Source organism: Phycicoccus mangrovi (genome assembly GCF_018729305.1).
GTDB lineage: Bacteria > Actinomycetota > Actinomycetes > Actinomycetales > Dermatophilaceae > Phycicoccus > Phycicoccus jejuensis.
Genome location: NZ_JAHHWP010000009.1, coordinates 37,041 through 57,750 on the forward strand (window position 1 = coordinate 37,041; position 20,710 = coordinate 57,750).

General features: G+C 69.1%; 18 protein-coding genes and 2 tRNA genes. 9 read left to right on the top strand and 11 right to left on the bottom strand.

Annotated features, from left to right (window positions below; all coding sequences use genetic code 11):
- Positions 1-41 precede the first annotated feature (41 nt).
- Together KMZ30_RS06935 and KMZ30_RS06940 are read left to right on the top strand one after the other, a co-directional pair.
- Positions 42-1,697: an RNA-directed DNA polymerase gene (locus tag KMZ30_RS06935; RefSeq protein ID WP_215519926.1), complete on the top strand. Its 1,656-nt coding sequence runs from the start codon at positions 42-44 to the stop codon at positions 1,695-1,697.
- Positions 1,698-1,912: 215 nt separating this feature from the next.
- A complete protein-coding gene (locus KMZ30_RS06940) occupies positions 1,913-2,362 on the top strand; it encodes a hypothetical protein (RefSeq protein WP_215519927.1) in 450 nt (149 codons plus the stop codon).
- 100 nt (positions 2,363-2,462) lie between these two features.
- Here the strand turns inward: KMZ30_RS06940 and KMZ30_RS06945 are convergent, their stop codons facing one another.
- The 6 genes from KMZ30_RS06945 to KMZ30_RS06970 form a co-directional block, all read right to left on the bottom strand.
- A complete protein-coding gene (locus tag KMZ30_RS06945; RefSeq protein ID WP_215519928.1) occupies positions 2,463-4,331 on the bottom strand; it encodes an AAA family ATPase in 1,869 nt (622 codons plus the stop codon).
- A complete protein-coding gene (locus KMZ30_RS06950) occupies positions 4,328-4,855 on the bottom strand; it encodes a hypothetical protein (protein WP_215519929.1) in 528 nt (175 codons plus the stop codon). The genes KMZ30_RS06945 and KMZ30_RS06950 overlap by 4 nt, the downstream gene beginning before the upstream one ends.
- Positions 4,852-5,991, bottom strand: a complete 1,140-nt coding sequence (locus KMZ30_RS06955) for a hypothetical protein (RefSeq protein ID WP_215519930.1) — start codon at positions 5,989-5,991, stop codon at positions 4,852-4,854. Before KMZ30_RS06955 ends, KMZ30_RS06950 begins: the two co-directional genes overlap by 4 nt.
- A 708-nt stretch (positions 5,992-6,699) precedes the next feature.
- Positions 6,700-7,896, bottom strand: coding sequence for a tyrosine-type recombinase/integrase (locus KMZ30_RS06960; protein WP_215519931.1), 1,197 nt, complete (start codon positions 7,894-7,896; stop codon positions 6,700-6,702).
- Between the two features lie 34 nt (positions 7,897-7,930).
- Positions 7,931-8,155, bottom strand: a complete 225-nt coding sequence (locus tag KMZ30_RS06965) for a helix-turn-helix domain-containing protein (protein WP_215519932.1) — start codon at positions 8,153-8,155, stop codon at positions 7,931-7,933.
- A gap of 238 nt (positions 8,156-8,393) precedes the next feature.
- A tRNA-Arg gene (locus KMZ30_RS06970) sits at positions 8,394-8,466 on the bottom strand.
- 166 nt (positions 8,467-8,632) lie between these two features.
- Between KMZ30_RS06970 and KMZ30_RS06975 the strand changes: the two genes are divergently transcribed.
- Positions 8,633-9,202 (top strand): dihydrofolate reductase family protein, encoded by a 570-nt coding sequence (locus KMZ30_RS06975; RefSeq protein WP_215511975.1) that lies wholly within the window; start codon positions 8,633-8,635, stop codon positions 9,200-9,202.
- Positions 9,203-9,393: 191 nt separating this feature from the next.
- Positions 9,394-11,220, top strand: coding sequence for a phosphoenolpyruvate carboxykinase (GTP) (locus KMZ30_RS06980; protein WP_215511974.1), 1,827 nt, complete (start codon positions 9,394-9,396; stop codon positions 11,218-11,220).
- A gap of 58 nt (positions 11,221-11,278) precedes the next feature.
- Here KMZ30_RS06980 and KMZ30_RS06985 read toward each other — a convergent pair whose 3' ends face one another.
- Positions 11,279-11,959 (bottom strand): hypothetical protein, encoded by a 681-nt coding sequence (locus KMZ30_RS06985; RefSeq protein ID WP_215511973.1) that lies wholly within the window; start codon positions 11,957-11,959, stop codon positions 11,279-11,281.
- Between the two features lie 166 nt (positions 11,960-12,125).
- On the opposite strand from KMZ30_RS06985, the gene KMZ30_RS06990 reads away from it, so the two are divergent.
- Both KMZ30_RS06990 and KMZ30_RS06995 read left to right on the top strand, forming a co-directional pair.
- Positions 12,126-12,866 (top strand): response regulator transcription factor, encoded by a 741-nt coding sequence (locus tag KMZ30_RS06990; RefSeq protein WP_308279617.1) that lies wholly within the window; start codon positions 12,126-12,128, stop codon positions 12,864-12,866.
- A 4-nt stretch (positions 12,867-12,870) separates the two neighbouring features.
- Positions 12,871-14,373, top strand: coding sequence for a sensor histidine kinase (locus tag KMZ30_RS06995; protein ID WP_215511972.1), 1,503 nt, complete (start codon positions 12,871-12,873; stop codon positions 14,371-14,373).
- Between the two features lie 108 nt (positions 14,374-14,481).
- Here the strand turns inward: KMZ30_RS06995 and KMZ30_RS07000 are convergent, their stop codons facing one another.
- Positions 14,482-14,970: a GNAT family N-acetyltransferase gene (locus tag KMZ30_RS07000; RefSeq protein ID WP_308279616.1), complete on the bottom strand. Its 489-nt coding sequence runs from the start codon at positions 14,968-14,970 to the stop codon at positions 14,482-14,484.
- A gap of 81 nt (positions 14,971-15,051) precedes the next feature.
- On the opposite strand from KMZ30_RS07000, the gene KMZ30_RS07005 reads away from it, so the two are divergent.
- The 3 genes from KMZ30_RS07005 to KMZ30_RS07015 all read left to right on the top strand — a co-directional run bounded on the left by KMZ30_RS07005 (position 15,052) and on the right by KMZ30_RS07015 (position 17,833).
- Positions 15,052-17,184, top strand: a complete 2,133-nt coding sequence (locus KMZ30_RS07005) for an ArnT family glycosyltransferase (protein ID WP_215511970.1) — start codon at positions 15,052-15,054, stop codon at positions 17,182-17,184.
- Positions 17,181-17,672, top strand: coding sequence for a GtrA family protein (locus KMZ30_RS07010; protein ID WP_308279615.1), 492 nt, complete (start codon positions 17,181-17,183; stop codon positions 17,670-17,672). Before KMZ30_RS07005 ends, KMZ30_RS07010 begins: the two co-directional genes overlap by 4 nt.
- A gap of 71 nt (positions 17,673-17,743) precedes the next feature.
- Positions 17,744-17,833 (top strand) — tRNA-Ser (locus KMZ30_RS07015).
- Between the two features lie 267 nt (positions 17,834-18,100).
- Here KMZ30_RS07015 and KMZ30_RS07020 read toward each other — a convergent pair.
- The 3 genes from KMZ30_RS07020 to KMZ30_RS07030 are packed head-to-tail and all read right to left on the bottom strand — an operon-like array spanning position 18,101 to position 20,626.
- Complete coding sequence (locus tag KMZ30_RS07020; RefSeq protein WP_215511969.1) at positions 18,101-18,844, bottom strand: SDR family oxidoreductase; 744 nt, start codon at positions 18,842-18,844, stop codon at positions 18,101-18,103.
- Positions 18,845-18,881: 37 nt separating this feature from the next.
- Positions 18,882-19,697, bottom strand: coding sequence for a carbohydrate ABC transporter permease (locus tag KMZ30_RS07025; protein ID WP_215511968.1), 816 nt, complete (start codon positions 19,695-19,697; stop codon positions 18,882-18,884).
- Positions 19,694-20,626 carry a carbohydrate ABC transporter permease gene (locus KMZ30_RS07030; protein ID WP_030526996.1) on the bottom strand — a complete coding sequence of 311 codons (933 nt, stop codon included), beginning with the start codon at positions 20,624-20,626 and terminating at the stop codon, positions 19,694-19,696. The genes KMZ30_RS07025 and KMZ30_RS07030 overlap by 4 nt, the downstream gene beginning before the upstream one ends.
- Positions 20,627-20,710: the final 84 nt, after the last annotated feature.

The window sequence follows — 20,710 nt, forward strand, 5'->3', positions numbered from 1 at the left end:
ATGGGGCCTGGGCTTCGTCGAGGTGCTTTGGAGGAGGTGCGATGAGAATTCCGGCTGCTGTCCTGGCCGAGGTGGACTACCGCGCCGCGGTGATCGGTGAGCTGAACGCACGTAATCGCTACCTGCCCCCACCGCTAGCCGATCGTGCGCTCCTTGGCCACGTCGAGGACCTGATCGGTCGGGTCCAGGCCCGCATGCGTCGAGACTTCCATCCGGCACAGCAGGACAGCGTGTTGGCCCGCAAGGCTGGTAGGGGATCACGTCCGCTGCCGTACGTCGCGCTCGAGGACCGGATCATTTATCGGGCATTGGTGAACGTGGTCGTGGGCCGACTGCCGGTGGTACCTGACCGCGGTGATTACGACGAGTTCGCCGATAGCCCACTGGAAGTCAGTGGTTGCAAGTACGTTCTCAAGGCGGATGTCGCCGCCTACTACCAGTACATCGACCACGAGAGACTCATCGACGAGGTTGTCGCTCAGACCGGTGACGACCTGGCCATCACCGCGGTTGTGGAGTTACTGCAGGGTGGTACTGGCCGCCAGTTTGGGCTGCCTCAGATGACCGAACCCTCCGACGTGCTCGGAGACTTGTACGTCGACCCGATCCGGCGCAATCTCGTGCGTCTCGGCTACGTGACCGGCCGTTACGCCGACGACTTCCGTGTCGCCTGTGCGGACTACAGCGAGGCACTGGAGGCTCTTGAACACATCGAGCGGTCAGCGTTCGAGCTCGGGCTCGTCCTCAACGAGGGGAAAACCGGTACGCCGGGAAGGGAAACCTACAAAGAGTCCCGGACCGAGGTTAAGCGCGCCGAGCAGCGTTTCTTCGACGAGCAAGACCTACAGGGCATCACTCTCGAGGAGTTCTTCGGATCGGCCACTGCGGCTTACTCCGACAACGATGACGAAGACCTCGTGGACGTGATCATGGACGACGTCACACAAGAGGGGCGCAGGTTGCCCGGGAACGAACATGACGAGACGGAACTGACGGATGAGACTGCAGCCAGGCTCGAGCCGACCACCGACCAGCTCGCGGTCGCGGCGCGGGTAGTCAGCGTCTGGCGTGATGAGGACTCCAGGAGCGACTTCGGGTGGGGCTCGCCCATCTGGTCGACCTTGTTGCGCAAGTCCTTGGCCACGTTGGAGACAGGCCGAGATGACCGCGCGGTTAGCGCTGCCATTGCGCTCCTCGTCAACGAACCACACCTCACTCCGCAGGTGTGCAACTACCTGATCGCGGTCGGCAGGGACGATGCAGCCCCGGTCCACCGTGTGCTCAACGAGCTGTGTGGACGCGACCGCAACATCGTAAGTATTTGGCAGTCGCTGTGGATTGCCCACCTCGCGGGGTCCGTGTCCGACGGGACGCGACGTCGCCAGCGCCACATTGAGTGGTTGGAGGAGCAGGTCGTCGGTGCTCATGACGCGGTTTCGGCGCAGGCGGCCCTCGCCCTTGCTCGTAGGCGCCAGTTGACCGTCGAGCTCAGCGCGCGCGCGTACGACCGCGCTCCGGAGCCGCACAGGCTGACCGCCGCCCTGGCCCTAGCTGCGGCCCGGGGAGCGAACGGGGTCGAGGAGGTCGCCACTGACCAGATCGAACGCTGGCTGGCGGAATGGGCGCGGAAGCAGACCTGGGGGACTCGGCGCCGCGTCGTGCGGAAGGCGCGGCCAGCCGGTGATAGGCCGTCATGACCACGTCTTCACAGCCGGGCGCACCCGCGGCCAGCGTGCCCGATCTCTCAATGGTGTGCGAGCAGTCTCGGCGCCAACTCATGATCGCATTTGCCGAGCATCGTCGCGCCGAGGCGGCACTGGAGTCCCGCACGGCCATCGGCGGGAGACTCAAGGTCCTGCCACCTGGGTCAATGCAGGCGCAACATCGTCGAGAGGGCGTCCTGGTGCGGTGCGTGACCATCGTCGAGTCCTTCGTTGCCGGCCAGCTCGTCATGCGGCTGGCACCTCAAGCACCTTCTCCTCGTGCCGCGCTGGTTGAGAAGCTTTACGCCGAGTTCGAGGACAAGGGCACGGGGTCATGGCTCGCGATGGAGGAGTACTTCACGAAGTACGTGACGAAGGAAGTCAAGATCAGGAATGGCGCCTCGCCGTTTGCCAAGGTTGCCCCCATCATCGAGGCTAGGAACGCGCTCGTTCATGGGCTTGGACGCTTCACAGCTCGACAGGTTCGAGGTAAGGGACTGCAACAGACCAAGCAGCGCCTCAAGGCATTGAAGTTCCGCCTCACGCCGGACGAGCTTGGTGTGCTCGTCACTCCCGCCGCTCTAGAGGAGTCCGTCATGGCTCTGCGGGCCTACCTCGAGTGGGTCGACCGCGAACTGAGCGACCACGCCCCCCTCTGACCTGCAGCCCGAGCGCGGTGAGGCCCGAATCGCTTCACTACCGATGCGGCGGATCGATACTCGCGGCACTGTGGCGAAGTCCGATGTTGACGCCCCGGTGCTACTCGTCCGCAGTAAGGATCAACCGTGAGTCTTGAGTCAATCGTGCCCGTTCAAAAGAAAGAATCCAAGGCGGCGGATCGTTATCGAACACGATCACTTGAAGGTGCTCGGCGTACTCCTCGGCGACCTCACGGATGAGTGTGTACATGTCGTCCACTCGAGCGGCGTCGAAATCCTTACTGCCCAAGTTGCTACTGAGCCCGTCAAGGACCAGGAGACCCGGCAGTGGTAGGCCTAAGCGAATGGAAGTCGTGTGATGAGCCAAGGCGTGGGCGACATTGACTAGAGTCGCAAGCCCTTGGCTACTGAGCGCGTCGAATGTTCTTCCGGCAACCTCAGGCAGGTAGGTCGTGCGATTGAGGGTGGCAGAACCCGCACCTTCCACGAGCGGCGAGTGGAGCCGCTCAAGGTAGTAGGAGAATGTGCGCTCGAGCTCGCGTACATTCTGATATGCGGAATCGAGCTTCGCTGACTCCAACTGGGACAACAGATCATTGCGTTCATCCTCAAGAAGCGCGACTTCTTGATCGATGAGTGCGTTCTTTTCATACAGCTCCAAGTAGTCGTCGAATCGTTCGAGGTCGCTTTCGAGCCGAGCTTGGCGTTTGGCCGTTGCCGAAATCTCATCCGCGGCCGAGGACACGAAAGAGTTAGTAGCGATTCGTAGACTGATGTCCAGCCGCTTTTCGATAGCCTCCAACTGGTTCGCCCGCGCCGCGGCGGCGTGCGATTCATCCAGCCGCCGGTCGAGCAATCCTTGCGTCTCTGAAATCTGAGCGTAGATTCGATCCAGCTCGCGACTCATCGCAGCCGGCGCGTCTGACTCGTGCACCTCCTGCAGGCATAGTCGACAGTGCCCCTGCTGGTCTCGCTCAGAGGCTTCCACCCCTTGGCCACATCTCGGGCATACGACGAAATCAATATCACTCAGCAGCTCCGCCGAAACGATGGCCCGGTTCAGCCTTCCTGCCTGAGCGGTTAGATCGCTGATGAGATCTTGAAGATCCGAGATCTGCCTCGCGGCGGCCGCCGCCGCCTCCTTCGCGTCCGAGGCCTCCTTCTGCGCCAACAAGTACTGCTGTCGGATGGCTGCGGCACCTTCGCCAACTGTCGCGTCGGCTGCAATCTCGTTAGGCCGGTCGGCGAGGTCTGCGAGAGCGCGTGCAGTCTGGTCGCGTCTAGCTTGCACCTCTGCAAGATCAGCGAAGGGGGTGTGGGCAAGGAACGCTGCGGCGGCGAGGCTCTGTCGTCCCAAGGACTCGAGGCGACGTTCAATTTGACGCAATCCTGCTTCTACTTCGGCGGCCTCGAAATTGTAAAGTCCATAGTTGATCTCGAAGACGTAACGGCGCTTCATGTCGCGAAAAGGGTCTTTGTGACCGAATACCATCACGTCGATCTCGTCGCCCGGGACGAAGCAATAGTTGAGCCAATCATTGATAGTCACCGGCGTCATGGTCGACGTGGCTTTTGTCCTGGCTGTCGGAACTTCGACAGCGGGAATGTCCAGCTTCCGCAACAGCCAAGTCCCGAAGGTATCGCTCGATCGAATCGTTGCCCGCGAAGCCGGTAGCCTCAGAGCTTCACCGGATCCTGTAATGTCGACCGGAGCCGTGTCTGTCGTGACGAATGGGCGGCTCATGCTGTAATCGGCAGTACCAATCCTAAGCAAAGCTTGAATTTGGGTAATTCTCGCCGTTTCCGGTGGCAGATGTCGTGGTTTGCTTCCGAGCACCGCGCGGAGCACTCGGACTAACGTCGTCTTTCCGCTTGCGATGTCACCGCTTACGACGTTGAGACCAGATGAGAAGTCGATTCTGCGGTCGGCGCCCACGAGATTGATGGAGTCCAGGCGAAGCAGTGTCACGAGAGTTCCTTGGTCCATTCAAGTTCATTGAGTTCGGGCACGATCTCGTAGATGAACGTTTTCAGCTTGTTCCCCGTCCAGTCGAAATGACGCCGCAGCACTGGAAGCGTTCGGGCTAGATCCTCGAACGAGTCGTCCTCCAGGAGCCACTCACAGAGTCTCTCTCCCTCGTTCGTCGTCCGGTAGCCGTAGCCGCGGGGGGTTGGGAGAGCGATGATCAGACCTCGCCCAAGCAGACCGCCAAGGGCGGAGTAGTACTGGGGATCCCACGGGCCGTATCTGTAGCGCAGCATCTTGTCGGCGATGCGGCTGGAGTCGGACGGGGCACCGCCGCCCTTCACGCCGAGCGCGTCTAAGGCGCGGTTGAGGTGCTTGGGATAGCGCAATAGGAAGTCGAGTTTGGCCAATTTGGTCCGACCTTCCAAGAGGCGGGGATCGCCGTTGCGCTTCCGGCTGAACGTGTCGATCAGGAGCAATAGGCGGGTCTGCGTCTCGGGCGTGCTGACGTAGGCCGTGCGCTTCATGGCATCCTCCAAGGGAAGCGGCACTCGTCCGAAACCTGGCAGACAACCCCCACCAACTCAGTGACATCGCCGAAGCGATCATCTGGATCCGCGGACCCAAGAGATCCGTGAGCTTTGAGGAGCTCAGCAAAGACCTTGTCGCCAACCATCGCGTCGCTCTTATAGGGCGTTGCAATTGCCTCGGCCAGCCAGAGGGCAGCGTCCACGACGGTGTCCGCGTACTCCATGTCAGATTGCGGCCCGGCTCTCACGGTCCGAAGGCGCAAGTCGCCCACCGCCCTGAGCTCTATAGCCTTTTGGATCGTGTTGTAGCTGGCGCCTGCCAGCCGCAACTTCCGTTCAAGATCCGACATTGACGGTCGAGCCATCAACTCGCCCCATGCCTGGGGCAAGACCACTTCCCCGGGTAGTTCGGAGAGAAGACGTGCGCTCGCTAGCCCCATTTGGTGCGGCGCTTGGTCGAAGTTCACGAGTTCGAGGAGTTGCTCAGATGTCGTGCTAGACGTCCCCTCTTGTTCTGCCTCCGCGATGGCAAGTAGCCGCACGTATGTGGTCCGCGCGATGGGCAGTGTGCAACTGGGTATCAGATGCATCAGAAGCATCAGATTCTTGTCATCGATGGACGTGCGACTCGGCTGACCCGATCGAACTCTGAGGCGCTGGAGGAACGGTTCAACGTCTGCTGGCGGCACGCCCAGAGATTTAGCTACTGCAGCGTTGGTCTCTGCAGGGCACTGTGCAGGGTTTGCGAAGAAGGCCTGAGTCGGCTGCTTACTGACAGCCCTTCCCTCAAGGAGCAGTTCAAATGTCCCTGGAACTTGTTGGGTTTGCTGGAAAGCTCTCCCAAGCGAATCCAGGCCGCCTCCAGGTCTTGAAACGACGCTGAGCGACCAAGCGCTGCGGCCCAGGTCCCGGGACTTTGCCTGGCACATGCGAGCGTGACCGTTGTAGACCAAGGTTAAGTCCTCTTGGTGCTCAAGGAGCACAACCTTGGGGCCGTCGGGGATCAGGGTCTGAAGCCAGAAATGGACGGCCAGACGGACTTGATACCGGTAGCGCCCGAACGTGTCTCGACCGCTCTGGTCGCCCGGTCCAACGGCTCGCAACCTCTCGAGCACATCCTCGTGCTCGTTCACCGCGCCCATGCCCCCCACGCTGACGTGAACCTTGCTACCACGGCAGAGACCGATCACGCGGCCTTTCACCCGACTTGGCGGCCCGAATGCGCGCAACGACCGCCCGCGTCAGCATTGACCACAGTGCCGACTCACCGGCCTTTGCGTGGTGAAGTGTCTCTCGGATGAGCAGGTGTGCCGCAGCTCGGTCTCTGACGTAGTTGCTGTTACGTCGCGGTGGTGGGCACGGTCCCGCCTTCTGGCCCAGCGGGGATTGGTGCTCAACCGAAGTAGGCTGCCCAGGTGGCTGATCGACTTTTGAAACGCCTCCGACGTCCGTTGCGGTCAAGTTCAGAGGTGTAGGTGCCGACGTCCGGCGGAGTGGCGCCATCCAGTGCGAGCGGGTCTTGGGTACGTCGGTGATGGAGCCGTTCCGGCCTTCGCCATCCTTCGCCCACAGTGGGGCTCAGCGTCCGGGGCCAATTGGGCGGTGAGCCGGGGGATAGGTGGGCGTCGAGCCCAACCGGACTAAGCGGGCGACGCGCGGCCTTCCCCATAGTGGGCGAAGAGACGCAGTACCTCGGGCGCTTGTACCACCAGGCCCAGCGGGCCCTCCGGCGTTCACGAGGTTGAGCTAGTAGCGCTGCCCCTCATGTGCCGGTCCAACGATGACCGCAAGCGGGTGAGCGTGCTAGAAGCCACATCAGGAGAGTTGCCGCACGCAACGAGCTAGTCCGTGTGAGCCCAGAGGAGGTCACCCATCCGACGCGCGGCACGCAGCCGCAGCTCGTCCACTGCGTGGGTGTACCGCTGCGCGGTGGCCATCTCAGTCCAGCCCATGATGGACATCACCGTTCGAATGTCGACGTCCTGCAGCAACAGCAGGGTCGCCGCTGTGTGGCGAGCATCGTGCAGTCTCACGTGTCGCACGCCTGCGGAGGCAACCAGGTTGTTCCAGTCCCGGTTATCGCGCGCGGGGTCGATGAGCCCTCCTGTCGGACTGGGGAAGACCAAGTCGTGTGTGGCGTCCCAGTCCGGCCCTGCAGCCAGCCTGGCCTGCCTGACTGCGACGCGCTGGGTGCGAAACTCCTCCACCAGCGGCTTGGGCAGCACGATCCTGCGTCGGGAGGCCGACGTCTTGGTCTCGACGAGGAGCAGTCCGCCACTCTTGCGTCGCGGACAGTGCGCTCCGCGGTGTTGGCCGCATACCGGCTGCCCATGTATGCCCCCGCAGCCGTGGCTCCACGTGTGCCGTTGAGCGGAACGCCGAACATGCAGCACGCCCTTGTCGAGGTCGACATCTGGCCAGGTCAGCGCCAAGGCTTCTCCCTGCCGCAGTCCGAGAGCCAAGGCGACTGACCACCGCACCGGATGCCTGGTGCCAGCTGCAGCCGTGAGAACTCGACGGGTCTCCTCCACGGACAAGGGTTCCACCTCGACAAGCGCCGCCCGTGGAGGCCTGGCCACGATGACCGGGTTGTGCGCGAGACGTCGCCGGCGGACGGCTTCGTTCAGCGAGGAGCGCAGTACGCGGTGAACGGCGCGGATCACGTGTGGTGACCGCCCTTGGGCGGCCATGTCGCGGTAAAGCTCCTCCAGATGCTCGGGCCGCAGCTCGCTGAGCTTGCGCCCACCCAACGCAGGGACCACGTGCACGCGCATCTGGCTGCGGTAGGTCGACAGCGTCTTCCACCGAGCCGTCATCGGCAGGATCGTCTCCAGCCAGTGCTCGAGCCACGTGGCCAGCGTCACGTCATCCTCGGTCCACACGAACGTCCCAGTGTCCCGCGAGCGCTCGAGCTCCCGAACAGCCTCCCGCAGCTCGGCCTTCGTGCGTCGTCGCAGGTGCTTGCGGGCCCGGGTCCCGTCCGGCCTCCGGTCCATCGTGACGCGAGCGTGCCAGTGACCGTCAGCGCCCTTGTACACGGTGGAGGTGCTCTGCTCGGCGGGCTTCCGCGGCCTAGGCATCGTCGGGCTCGCGCATCTGCGCGATGAACCGTTCGAGCTCCCTGCGCTCCACACGCACCGAGCGTCCGAGGTGGACCGCGTGCAGGCGATGGCTCGCGACATGGCGCTCGATGCTGCGCCGCGCGCAACGCAGATGCCGAGCCACCTCGTCGAGGGTGAGGAGCAGGGTGTCGGTCGAGGACGGGTTGGGGCTGACGGTGGCGCTAATGGTCTCCATGTCAGTCCGAAAGCGGTCAGCGCCGTCCCAAGAGTCACCGCCGCATCCCCCGGAACAGACGCGCTCACGAACTCCCAGCGTCGTGGTCTCCGTCCCTGTCCGACAGGCGACGACACGTCCCGACAGCGCAGCCGGTGTGGGTTTTGGGGCCAGTTTTGGGGCCACAGCCGCTCGGTGGCCAGTGGCCGGCGAGCGCCTTCGTTTGGTGTTTCCGCAGGTCACGGACCCATCCGTTCTGCGCGCCCGAAGGGATTCGAACCCCTAACCTTCTGATCCGTAGTCAGATGCTCTATCCGTTGAGCTACGGGCGCCCGTCACGCCGAGGCGCAACGAGAGAGCAGACTACCGGACCTCCGGCGCGCATCAGAAATCGGCCCCCAGAGCCCGCCGACCCGGCGCCTTCCGACCGCACCGATGAGTTCCCACCCGGCCGCCGGTCGTACCGTCGACACCATCCACCGAACGCCAGGAGAACCCGTGCGCCAGCTCGTCGTCAGCACCTTCGTCAGCCTCGACGGGGTCATGGACTCCCCCGGTGGCGGTACGCACCCGCGCGCCGGCTGGACCTTCAAGGAGGTCCCGTTCGACGAGGCCGCCTACGAGATCAAGGGCCGTGAGCAGGAGGAGTCCGAGGCCCTCCTCATGGGTCGCTCCACCTACGAGGAGTTCGCCCCGGTGTGGCCGTCGATGGACGACGAGTTCGCACGCTTCAACCGGATGCAGAAGTACGTCGTCTCGACGACGCTGGCCGAGACCGACCCCGGCTGGCAGCCGACGACCGTTCTGCGCGGTCTCGACGACGTCGCCCGGCTCAAGGAGGGCGACGGCGGCCCGATCCTCGTCGCCGGCAGCGCCCTCCTGGCGCAGGGTCTCGCCGCCGCCGGGCTCGTCGACCGCTACCACCTGCTCGTCTTCCCGGTCGTCCTCGGCACCGGCAAGCGGCTCTTCTCCGTCGGCCCCGACACCGGTCCGAGCACCCTGGACCTCGTCGAGCACGCCGTCTACGGCAACGGCGTGACCCTTGCCGTCTACGACGTCCGACACTGACACCCGCCCCTCGCCAACTTGTGAAGAGTTTCACAAGCGCGGTGCCCAGCGGCCTCTCGACCCCCGCGGACGACGGTCCTACGGTGGAGGTGAGGCCCTGAGCGATGGGCCGCCGAGGTTCCTTCCCGACAGCGTCGAGAGCCCGTCGCCCGGTGACCGACCCCACCCGGTAGCGGCGGAAGGACCCCGCGATGACGACCACGACCAGCACCCTCCCCCGGACCACCCATCCCGACCTGCAGTCCTGGGTCGACGAGGTGGCCGCCCTCACGCAGCCGGACGAGGTGGTGTGGTGCGACGGCTCGCGCGAGGAGTGGGACCGCCTCACGACCCAGCTCGTCGACGCCGGGACGTTCGTCCGCCTCGACGAGAGCAAGAAGCCCAACTCCTTCCTCTGCCAGTCGGACCCGACCGACGTCGCCCGCGTCGAGGACCGGACCTTCATCGCCTCCGAGCGCGAGGAGGACGCCGGCCCGACGAACAACTGGGTCGCCCCGGCCGAGCTCCGGGCGACGATGACCGAGCTGTACCGCGGGTCGATGCGCGGCCGCACGATGTACGTCATCCCGTTCGTCATGGGCCACCTCGACGCGACCGTGCCGATGTTCGGCGTCGAGATCACCGACTCCGCGTACGTCGTGACGAACATGCGGATCATGGCGCGCATCGGCACCCCCGTGCTGCGCGCGATGGAGGAGCGGCGGGCGCCCTTCGTCAAGGGCCTGCACTCGGTGGGCGCACCGCTCGAGCCCGGGCAGCAGGACGTGCCGTGGCCGTGCAGCACGACGAAGTACATCGCCCACTTCCCCGAGGCCCGCGAGATCTGGTCCTACGGCAGCGGGTACGGCGGCAACGCCCTCCTCGGCAAGAAGTGCTACGCCCTGCGCATCGCCTCGGCGATGGCCCGCGACGAGGGCTGGATGGCCGAGCACATGCTCATCCTCAAGCTCACCTCGCCCACGGGCAGCGTCCACTACGTCGCCGGCGCCTTCCCCAGCCAGTGCGGCAAGACCAACCTCGCGATGATCGAACCGGCGCTCGCCGGCTGGTCCGCCGAGATGGTCGGTGACGACATCGCCTGGATGCGCTTCGGCCCCGACGGACGGCTCTACGCCGTCAACCCCGAGTTCGGTCTCTTCGGCGTGGCGCCGGGGACGGGCATGCACACCAACCCGCAGGCCGTCCGGACCATCGAGAAGGGCAACTCGATCTTCACCAACGTCGCCCTCACCGACGACGGCGACGTCTGGTGGGAGGGCCTGACCGAGGCGCCGCCCTCGCACCTGACCGACTGGAAGGGCAACGACTGGACGCCCGAGTCCGGCGTGCCGAGCAGCCACCCGAACAGCCGCTTCACGACTCCCGCGAAGCAGACCCCGATGATGGCCGCCGAGTACGACAACCCGGACGGCGTGCCGATCGACGCGATCCTCTTCGGCGGCCGCCGCAAGACCACCGTCCCGCTCGTCTACGAGTCCCGCGACTGGGCCCACGGCGTCTTCGTCGGCGCCACCCTCTCGTCCGAGACGACCGCCGCCGCCACCGGTGCCGTCGGCGTCGTGCGGCGCGACCCGATGGCGATGCTGCCCTTCATCGGCTACCACGCCGGCGACTACATGCAGCACTGGCTCGACATCGGCGCGAAGGCCGACCCGGCGAAGCTGCCGAAGATCTTTCAGGTCAACTGGTTCCGCCGCGACGACGAGGACGGCTCGTTCCTCTGGCCGGGCTACGGCGACAACGCCCGCGTCCTCAAGTGGGTCGTCGAGCGCCTCGACGGCACCGCCGACGCCGTGCAGACGCCGGTCGGCCTCGTGCCGGCCCCCGGGGCGATCGACACGACGGGGATGGACCCCGCCGCGGCCGCGAAGGTGACCAAGGCCCTGCGCGTCGACCCCGAGGACTGGAGGGCCGAGGTCCCCCTCGTCCACGAGTGGTTCGACACCATCGGCGACCGGTTGCCGACCGCGCTCGCCGACGAGCTCACCGCCCTCGAGGAGCGCCTCGAGAAGGCCTGAGCCGCAGCACACGACAGGGCCCCGCCGGCATGCGCACCGGCGGGGCCCTGCCGTGCCGTCAGGTGGAGGGCGAGGTGCCGTTCGCGTCGCCCGGGTCGGTCGAGGTCCCGCCCTGCTGGCCGGGCGCGCCGGGCTGCTGACCGGGGAGGCCCGGCAGGCCGCCGCGGTCGCCGTCGCCGTCCCGGTCACCGAAACCACGGCCACTGTCGTGGTCGCCGTCGCGGTCGCCGAACCCGTGCCGGTCGCCGAACCCCTGCCCGCCCTGCTGCTGGCCCGGGCCGCCGCCGGGGAAGCGCCCCTGCCCGAACCCGCCGCGCCCGGCGTCGGACTGCGTGATGGCCGCCGTCGCCCCGGCCGCCCCGAGGGCGCCGACCACGAGGGCCACGACGAGCGCCGCGACGGTGCGCGGACCGGACCACCGCGACGGCGTGCCCCAACCGGACCACGGCCGACGCCACGTGAAGCCGTCGCCCGCAGCGGGCGCCGGCGACGGAGCGGCAGCCGCCGCGGCGGGCACGCCGTACGTCGTCCCCGGTCCCCCGCTCGGCGGGACGGGTCGTGCCGCCTCCGGGGCGGGCGCGGCCCAGGCCGGCGCCTCGGGCTCGCCGGCACCCGTCGCGGGGGCCATCTCGTGCGTGTCGCCGGTGACCGGCAGCGCGGCGGTCTCGTCGGCCGGGGTGGGCTGTGCGGGAGGGGAACCGGGCGTCACGGGGTCGTGCTCGTCGCGGCGCTCGCTCATCGAGGGTCTCCTTCGTCGGGCGGATGGCTGCGTGCACCCTCACACCCCCTGCTGTCACGAACCTGTGGCGCATCCAGCACCCGGCTGGCAGATTGGAGGAGTGGCACACAGGAAGCGCACAGGTGACGCATCGGGAGGGCCAAGCCGGTCGCCGCAGAGTGGGCGCATGCCGACCCGCCAGCAGCCCGCCCCTGCGCCCGCCCTGACCCGCCTCGACGGCAGCCCGGTGCGCGTCCTCGTCGTCGACGACGAGCAGAACCTCACCGAGCTGCTCTCGATGGCCCTGCGCTACGAGGGCTGGCAGGTCCGCAGCGCCGCGAGCGGCATCCAGGCGGTGCGGGCGGCGAAGGAGTTCGGGCCCGACGCCGTGGTCCTCGACATGATGCTCCCCGACTTCGACGGGATGGAGGTCCTGCGGCGGATGCGCGCCGACGACCCCAACGTCCCCGTCCTCTTCCTCACCGCGAAGGACGCCGTCGAGGACCGCGTCGCCGGCCTGACCGCCGGCGGGGACGACTACGTGACCAAGCCGTTCAGCCTCGAGGAGGTCGTCGCGCGGCTGCGGGCCCTCATGCGGCGCACCGCGATCGCCGCGGCCGACAGCGACTCGGTCCTCGTCGTCGGCGACCTCACGCTCGACGAGGACAGCCACGAGGTGACGCGCGGCGGGGTCGAGGTCCAGCTGACCGCCACCGAGTTCGAGCTGCTGCGCTACCTCATGCGCAACCCCAAGCGCGTCCTCTCCAAGGCGCAGATCCTCGACCGGGTGTGGAACTACGACTTCGGCGGCCAGGCCAACGTCGTCGAGCTCTACATCTCCTACCTGCGCAAGAAGATCGACGTCGGTCGCGCCCCGATGATCCACACGATGCGCGGCGTCGGGTACGTCCTCAAGCCGGCCGAGTGAGCCGATGACACCTGCCCTGCGCCGGCCCGCGGCCCTCGCGCGGCCCTCGCGCTGGACCCTGCGCACGCAGCTGCTCGCGGGCGTCCTCGTCCTGTTCACCCTCGTCATGCTCGCGACGAGCGCGCTGACCGTCGTCGAGACCCGGCGCTATCTCGACGGCCAGCTGAGCCAGGACCTCCAGAGCGCCCTGTTCCGCGCCGGCGACCGGCGCGGCGTGTTCGACGACGACAACGACGGGCGCGGCTTCGGCGACGGCCAGCCGCCCGGGGCTCCCGGCAGCGACCGCACCCTCGTCCTCGGGCTGACCGCCTCCGGTGCCGTGGCCACCGACCCCCGCGGCTACCCCCTCAACCAGGTGGTCACCCGCTCCAACACCGACGGCACGCTGAGCGCGGACGAGATCCGCCGCCTCGCGAGCGCCGTCGAGGGCGGCGAGCCGGTGCGCGTCTCGCTGGGCCACGACCTCGGCGAGTACCTCGTCACCTCGCGCAGCTTCGGCGACGGGGGCATCTTCGTCGTCGGCGTCTCGACCCGCCCGGTCGACGAGCTGCTCGGCAAGCTGCTGGCCCTCGTCGTCGGCGGGACCGTCGTCGGGCTCGTCCTCGTCGGCGTGGGCGGCGCGGTGGTGGTGCGCCGCAGCCTCGCCCCGCTGGACCGGGTCGCGGCGACGGCCCGCCGGGTCTCGACCCTCCAGCTCGACTCCGGCGACGTGTCGCTGGCCGTCCGCGTCCCGGAGCGGGACGCCGACCCCCGCACCGAGGTCGGCCAGGTCGGCCTCGCGCTCAACACGATGCTCGACGACGTCGAGCAGGCGCTGCAGTCGCGGCAGGAGAGCGAGATGCGGGTGCGCCGGTTCGTCGCCGACGCCTCGCACGAGCTCCGCACCCCGCTCGCGTCCATCCGCGGTTACGCCGAGCTGACCCGCCGCGAACGGGAGCCGGTGCCCGAGACCGTCACCCACGCCCTCGGCCGCGTCGAGTCCGAGGCCCTGCGGATGCAGGAGCTCGTCGAGGACCTCCTCCTGCTGGCCCGCCTCGACTCCGGGCGCCCCCTCGAGCGGGAGCCCGTCGACCTGTCGCTGCTCGCCGTCAACGCGGTGAGCGACGCGCACGCCGCCTCGCCCGACCACAGCTGGGAGCTCGACCTCCCCGAGGAGCCGGTCGAGGTCACGGGCGACGGCGCCCGGCTGCACCAGATCCTCGCGAATCTCCTCGCCAACGCCCGCACCCACACCCCGTCCGGGACACGGGTGGTCACCCGACTGAGGCCCGAGGCCGACATGGTGCGCATCTCGGTGTCCGACAACGGTCCCGGCATCCCCCGTGACCTGCAGCCCACCGTCTTCGAGCGCTTCGTCCGTGGCGACGACTCGCGCAGCCGCGCCCAGGGGTCGACCGGGCTGGGGCTGTCCATAGTCGCGGCGGTCGGGCAGGCCCACGGCGGGCGGGTCGAGGTCACCTCGGAGCCGGGCGCGACGACCTTCTCGGTCCTCCTCCCCGCCTCCTGACCCCCCCTCCCCACCCGACTTCTTGCCCATCCGCCACCTCGGGAGCGCTTCCACGCGGTCCGGGAGGTGGCGGATGGGCAATCAGTGGGTCGAGGAGCGGCGGGGCGGTCAGAGGTCGAGGCGGAAGGCGAGCAGGTCGATGTCGGGCCGCGGCGACCAGTCGCGCTCCGGCCACCGCCGGAAGCCGAGCCGCCCGTAGAGCCGGTGGGCGGCGAGCATCCACGAGGCGCTCGACAGCACGACGGCCCGGCAGCCCTCGGCGCGCGCCCGCTCGACGCACGCCTCGCTGAGGACGCGGCCGACGCCGGCGCCCCGGGCCGAGGGCGACACGGCGAGCATCCGCACCTCGGCCTCGCCCTTCCCCCCGACCTCCGCGAACGGCGTGCCGGGGCGGACGTAGGTGACGGTGCCGACGACGGCGCCGCCCTGATCGGCCACGAGCAGCTCGGCGTCGCGCAGGCGCGCCCCGGCATCGAGCAGCGATGCGGCGTACGGGTGCTCGCGCGTCATGCCGCTGTCGGCGGCGTAGGCGGCGAGGGTCAGCTCGCCGACCGCGGCGAGCTCGTCGGGGCGGGCGGGGCGGACGGTGACGGTCACCTCCCGATCCTCGCACCGGGTCATCCACCGGCGACAGGGCGACCACAGGAACGACACAGCGCCGGACCGGACCGTGGACGCATGGACACCGCCACCCTGCGCACGGCCTCCGGCCCCGGGACCCACGACCTCGCGACGCACCCCGCCACGACGACGCCGAGGGCCGGCCGCCTGGCCCGCACCCTCCGCGGGCCGGCCCAGGACCCCGCGTGGGCCCGGCCGGCGCTCGTGGCCCTCCTCGTCGTCACGGCCGCCGCCTACCTCTGGAACCTCACGGCGAGCGGCTGGGCGAACAGCTTCTACTCCGCCGCGGTCCAGGCCGGCAGCGTCTCGTGGAAGGCCTTCCTCTTCGGCAGCTCGGACGCGGGGAACTCGATCACCGTCGACAAGCCCCCGGCCTCGCTCTGGGTCATGGCCCTCTCGGTGCGCCTGCTCGGCCTCTCCTCCTTCGCGATGCTCCTGCCGCAGGTGCTCATGGGCGTCGCCACGGTCTGGGTCACGCACGCGACCGTGCGGCGGCGGTTCGGCCACGGCGCGGCCCTGCTGGCCGGCGTCGTGCTCGCCCTGACCCCGGTGGCCGTCCTCATGTTCCGGTTCAACAACCCGGACGCCCTCCTCACCCTGCTCATGGCCCTCGCGATCTGGGCGACGCTGCGGGCCGTCGAGGCCGGCTCCTACCGCTGGATCGCCCTTGCGGGCGTCTTCACCGGCCTCGGCTTCCTCACCAAGAGCCTCCAGGTGCTGCTCGTCGTGCCGGCCGTGGCGATCGTCTGGCTCGTCTGCGCCGACACCCCGGTCCGCCGGCGGCTCGTCGGTGGACTGCTGTCGGCGGCGGCGTTCCTCGTGAGCGCCGGCTGGTGGGTCGCGGTCGTCGAGCTCACGCCGGCCTCGATGCGCCCGTACATCGGTGGCAGCCAGACCAACTCCTTCCTCGAGCTGACCTTCGGCTACAACGGCCTCGGCCGGCTCGACGGCTCCGAGGTCGGCCGGGTCGGCGGTGGCGGCGGGGGCGCCGGCGGCTTCTCCGACGGCGTCGGCCTCTTCCGGATGTTCGGCTCCGCGGTCGGCGGCCAGATCTCGTGGCTCCTGCCGGCCGCGCTGGTCCTCCTCGTCGCTGGCCTCGCGCTGCGCGGCCGGGCGCCCCGCACCGACGGCCGGCGCGCCGCCTACCTCGCGATGGGCCTGTGGCTCGCCGTGTCGGCGCTCGTGTTCTCGCTCATGCAGGGCATCTTCCACGAGTACTACACGGTCGCCCTGGCGCCGGCGATCGCCGCGCTCGTCGGGATGGGTGCCGGCGAGGCGTGGGAGCGACGGCACGACGCCCTCGGCGCCCTGACCCTCGCCGCCGGCACCGCGGCCGCGTCGGTCTGGGGCTTCGTCCTCCTCTCCCGCACGACCTCGTACGGCGGGTGGCTGCGCTTCACCGTCCTCGCGCTGGGCCTCGCGGCGACCCTGCTGTTCCTCGTCGCCGGACGGCTCCACCGCCGCGGCCTCGCCGCCGTCGCCGCCCTCGCGGTCCTCGCCGGGCTCGCCGGCCCCGCGGCGTACTCCGCCTCGACGCTCGCGACCGGTCACAGCGGGTCGATCGTCACGGCCGGACCGGCCGGCGGCCGTGGCGGACCCGGCGGTGGCGGGATGCCGGGCGGCATGCCGCAGGGCGGCCCCGGGGGCGGTCAGGGCGGGATGCCCGGCCAGGCACCCGGTGGCACGACCACCAACCCCAACGGCGGCACCGCGCCCTTCGGCAACGGCACCGCACAGGGCGGCACCGCACAGGGCGGCACCGCGCAGGGCGGCACCGCGCAGGGCGGGACGTCCCGGGGCGGCGGCATGGGCGGCCTGCTCGACGCCACCACCCCCGACAGCGCGGTCGTCGAGGCCCTCACCGCCGACGCGTCGAGCTACACGTGGGTCGCGGCGGCCGTCGGGTCGCAGAACGCGGCCGGCCTGCAGCTGGCCACCGAGCTGCCGGTCATGGCCGTCGGCGGGTTCAACGGCTCGGACCCCTCCCCGACCCTCGCGCAGTTCCAGCAGTACGTCGCGGACGGGCGCATCCACTGGTTCCTCGCCGGCGGTGGGTTCGGTGGGCAGCAGGGCGGCTCGAGCACCTCGAGCGAGATCGCGACCTGGGTCTCGCAACACTTCACCGCGCAGACCATCGGCGGGCAGACGTTCTACGACCTGACCCGGCCGACGACGGGCTCGGGGCAGTGACCGTCGTGCGGACCCCCGCGAGCGCCACCCCGGTGCGCTCGCGGGGGTCGGTGCCCCGCGAGCTGCTCGTCTTCGCCGTCATCGGGATCGCGAGCACCGTCCTGCACCTCGGTGGCTTCGTCGTCCTGCGGACCCTCCTCGCGACGCCCCAGGTGGCCAACGCCGTCGCCCTGCTCGTCGCCGCCGTCGCGAACACGTGGGCCAACCGGCGCTGGACGTTCGGCATCCGCGGCCGCGAGGGGGTCGCGCGCCACCAGCTGCAGGGGCTGCTCGTGCTGGCCCTCACGCTCGCGATGACCTCCGGCGGGCTGGCGCTGCTGGCCCGTGTCGCGCCCGGTGCGCCGACCTGGGTCGAGACCGGCGTGGTCGCCGTGACGACCGTCGCCGCGACGGCGGTCAAGTACGCCGCGATGCGTTGGTGGGTCTTCGCGCCGCGCGACAGTCGCTCCCCGGGAGCCGGGCCGGAGGCGGCCGGGTCGGCCCGCTGACCACCGCCACGTCCGGCCGGGCGGGGCGCTTTTGCCCGCAGCACCCGTGCCGGATACCCTGTGCAAGCGTTGGAGGCGTCGCCTAGTCCGGTCTATGGCGCCGCACTGCTAATGCGGTTTGGGCTAACCGCCCATCGAGGGTTCAAATCCCTCCGCCTCCGCACGAAGAAGTCCCCCGGGGAAGCTTGCGCCCCCGGGGGACTTCGATGTCTCCCGACGCCTCACCCGTCGAGTGAACAGGACGCGCCGCCGGCACCCCGGCGCGCACGGCGTGTTGTGTTCACTCGACGGGGTACCGACAGCGGGACGGCGCCGGGCAGGGGCATGACGAGGCCCCCGGGAAGGCCCAGTCACTCCCGGGGGCCCCGTGACGGCACCGCCGGCCGGCCGGGCAGGGTCGCCGGCCGGCGGTCGTTCGGGGGGATGCCTCAGTGCTGCTCGGCGAGGCTCCACATCGTCCACAGCTCGGTGCGCATCCGTCGCGGCTGCTGGAGCACGTGGACGACGGCGCCGCCGATGTCGGCCGGCTCCATGAACGGCCCCTGCGACGGGTCGCCGTCGCCGAAGCGCCCGTCGGCCGCCGCGAACGGGGTGTTGACCCCCGCCGGCGCGATGACCGTCGTCCGGATGCCCTCGCCGCGCAGCTCGCGGTCGAGGGCGTAGCCGAGGTTGACCTGCGCGCCCTTCGTCGCGGCGTACACCGCTTCCTTGCCGCCGCCGATGAGCAGGCCCGCGACCGAGGCGAGGACGACGAGGTCGCCGCCGTCGCCCTGGGCCCGGAACTGCCGCACCGCCGCCCGCGTGGTCCAGATGGTGCCCTTGAGCGTGACGTCGACCATGAGCTCCACCTCGTCGGCGCTCTGGTCGAGCACCCCGCCGTAGAAGCCGACGGCGGCGTTGGCGACGACGGAGTCGACCCGGCCCCACGCCTCCACCCCGGCGGCGACCAGCCGGTCGGCGGTCTCCTCGTGGCGGACGTCGCCGACGACGGTGACGACGCGGTCCGACCCCAGCTCCTCGACGAGCCGGTCCAGCCCCTCGGGGCGCAGGTCCCCGGCGACGACCCGGGCCCCGGCCTCGACGGCCAGCCGGACCGTCGCGCCACCGATGCCCCCGCCGGCTCCGGTGACGGCGACGACCGTGCCGGTGAGGTCGCGGCTCGGCGCGGGCATCAGGCCACCACGCGACGGGCGAGGGACGACGCACGGGTCACTTGATGGCTCCCATCGACAGGCCGCGGACGAGCTGCTTCTGGGCGACCCAGCCCGCGACGATGACCGGCAGCGCGGCGATGGTCGCCGCCGCCGAGAGGACCGCGAGGAACTGCCCGCGGCCGTCGACGAACGAGCCGAGGAACGGCGGCGTCGTGCGGGCGGCCGACGAGGTGAGCAGCGTCGCGAGGAAGTACTCGTTCCAGCTGAAGATGAACGTGATGAGCGCGGCCGACGCGACGCCGGGCAGCACGAGCGGCAGCGCGACCCGGAAGATCTCGCGGCCGAGACCGGCCCCGTCGACGCGGCAGGCCTCGATGATCTCGAACGGCACCTCGAGGAAGAACGAGCGCATCATCCACACCGCCACCGGCAGGTTCACCGCGCCGTAGACGACGGCGAGCATGTAGATGTTGTCAAGCAGCCCGAGCGTCTTGAGGATCATGAACAGCGGCAGCACGACCGCGGCCAGCGGCATGAAGCGCGTCGAGATGAAGAACGACAGCGCGTTCTCGACGTTCTTGACCCGCCGGATCGACAGGGCGTAGGCCGCCGGGATGGCGAGGACGACCGCGATGATCGTCGCCGTCACCGCCGCGGTCACCGAGTTGAGCAGGTAGCCCTTCATCCCGCGGTCCATCGCGAGCTGGTAGCCCTCGGTCGACGGCGAGAAGAACAGCTTCGGGTTGACCGACGAGGCGACCGCCTCCGGCTTGAAGCCGTTGAGGATCATCCAGAAGACGGGGAAGAAGAACGCGAGCACGAGCACCCACGTGAGCGCGGTGACCAGGGAGCCACGGAGCGAGCGGTTCATCGGCTGCCTCCTGCCATGAAGACCTTGAAGAGGGTGCGCAGCGCCACGGTCGCGACGATGATCGTGAGGATCACCGTGACGACGCCGTAGGCCGCGGCCTGCCCGACGTCGAGGCCGATGAAGGCCCGCTCGTAGAGCAGGTAGGCCAGCGTCTTCGTGCCGCCGGTGCCCTTGGTGAGGATGGCGATGGGGTCGAAGACCTGGAGGATGATGACCGACCCCAAGAGGACGCCGATCTCGACGTACATCCGCAGGTGGGGCAGCGTGATCCAGGTGAAGGTGCGCCACGTGCCGGCGCCGTCGACCTGCGCCGCCTCGAGGATGCCCTTGTCCTGGCCCTGCAGCCCGGCCAGGAGGATGAGCATCATGAACGGGGTGAACTGCCACGTGAGGACGATGACGACCGAGAGCATCGGGTGCTCGGTCGACCACGACACGACGGGCAGCCCCAGCGTCCGCGAGAGCCAGTTGAGGATGCCGATGTTCGTGTCGAACATCGAGTACTTCCAGATGAGCGAGGCCGCCGCCGGCATGACGAGGAACGGCGTGATCATCAGCGTGCGGGCGATGGCCCGGCCGCGGAAGGGCCGGTCGAGGAGGATCGCGAAGATCATCCCGAGGGCCACCGAGAGGATGACCGAGAAGGCCGTGATGAGGACGGTCGCCAGCACCGAGGGCCAGAGGTCCCCCGAGGTCAGCGCCGACGCGTAGTTGGAGAGACCCGTGAACCCGCGGTCGTTGGGGTAGAGCAGGTTCCAGCGGAGCAGCGAGTAGACGATGGTCACGACGAACGGGACCTGCGTCAGGAGGATCAGGAAGATCACGGCGGGGAGCAGCAGCCCGCGTGCGGTCCGCAGCTCCTTCTTGTTCACCCGCCTGGGTTCGGTGGCGGTCTCGGCCTCCACCGTGTCGAGCTCGGTCACGGTCATCTGGGCACTCCCTTGTGCGAGCGGTCTGGCGGGGGTGTGGCGACGGGTGCCGGGGCCGGCCGGAGGGACCGGCCCCGGCACCCG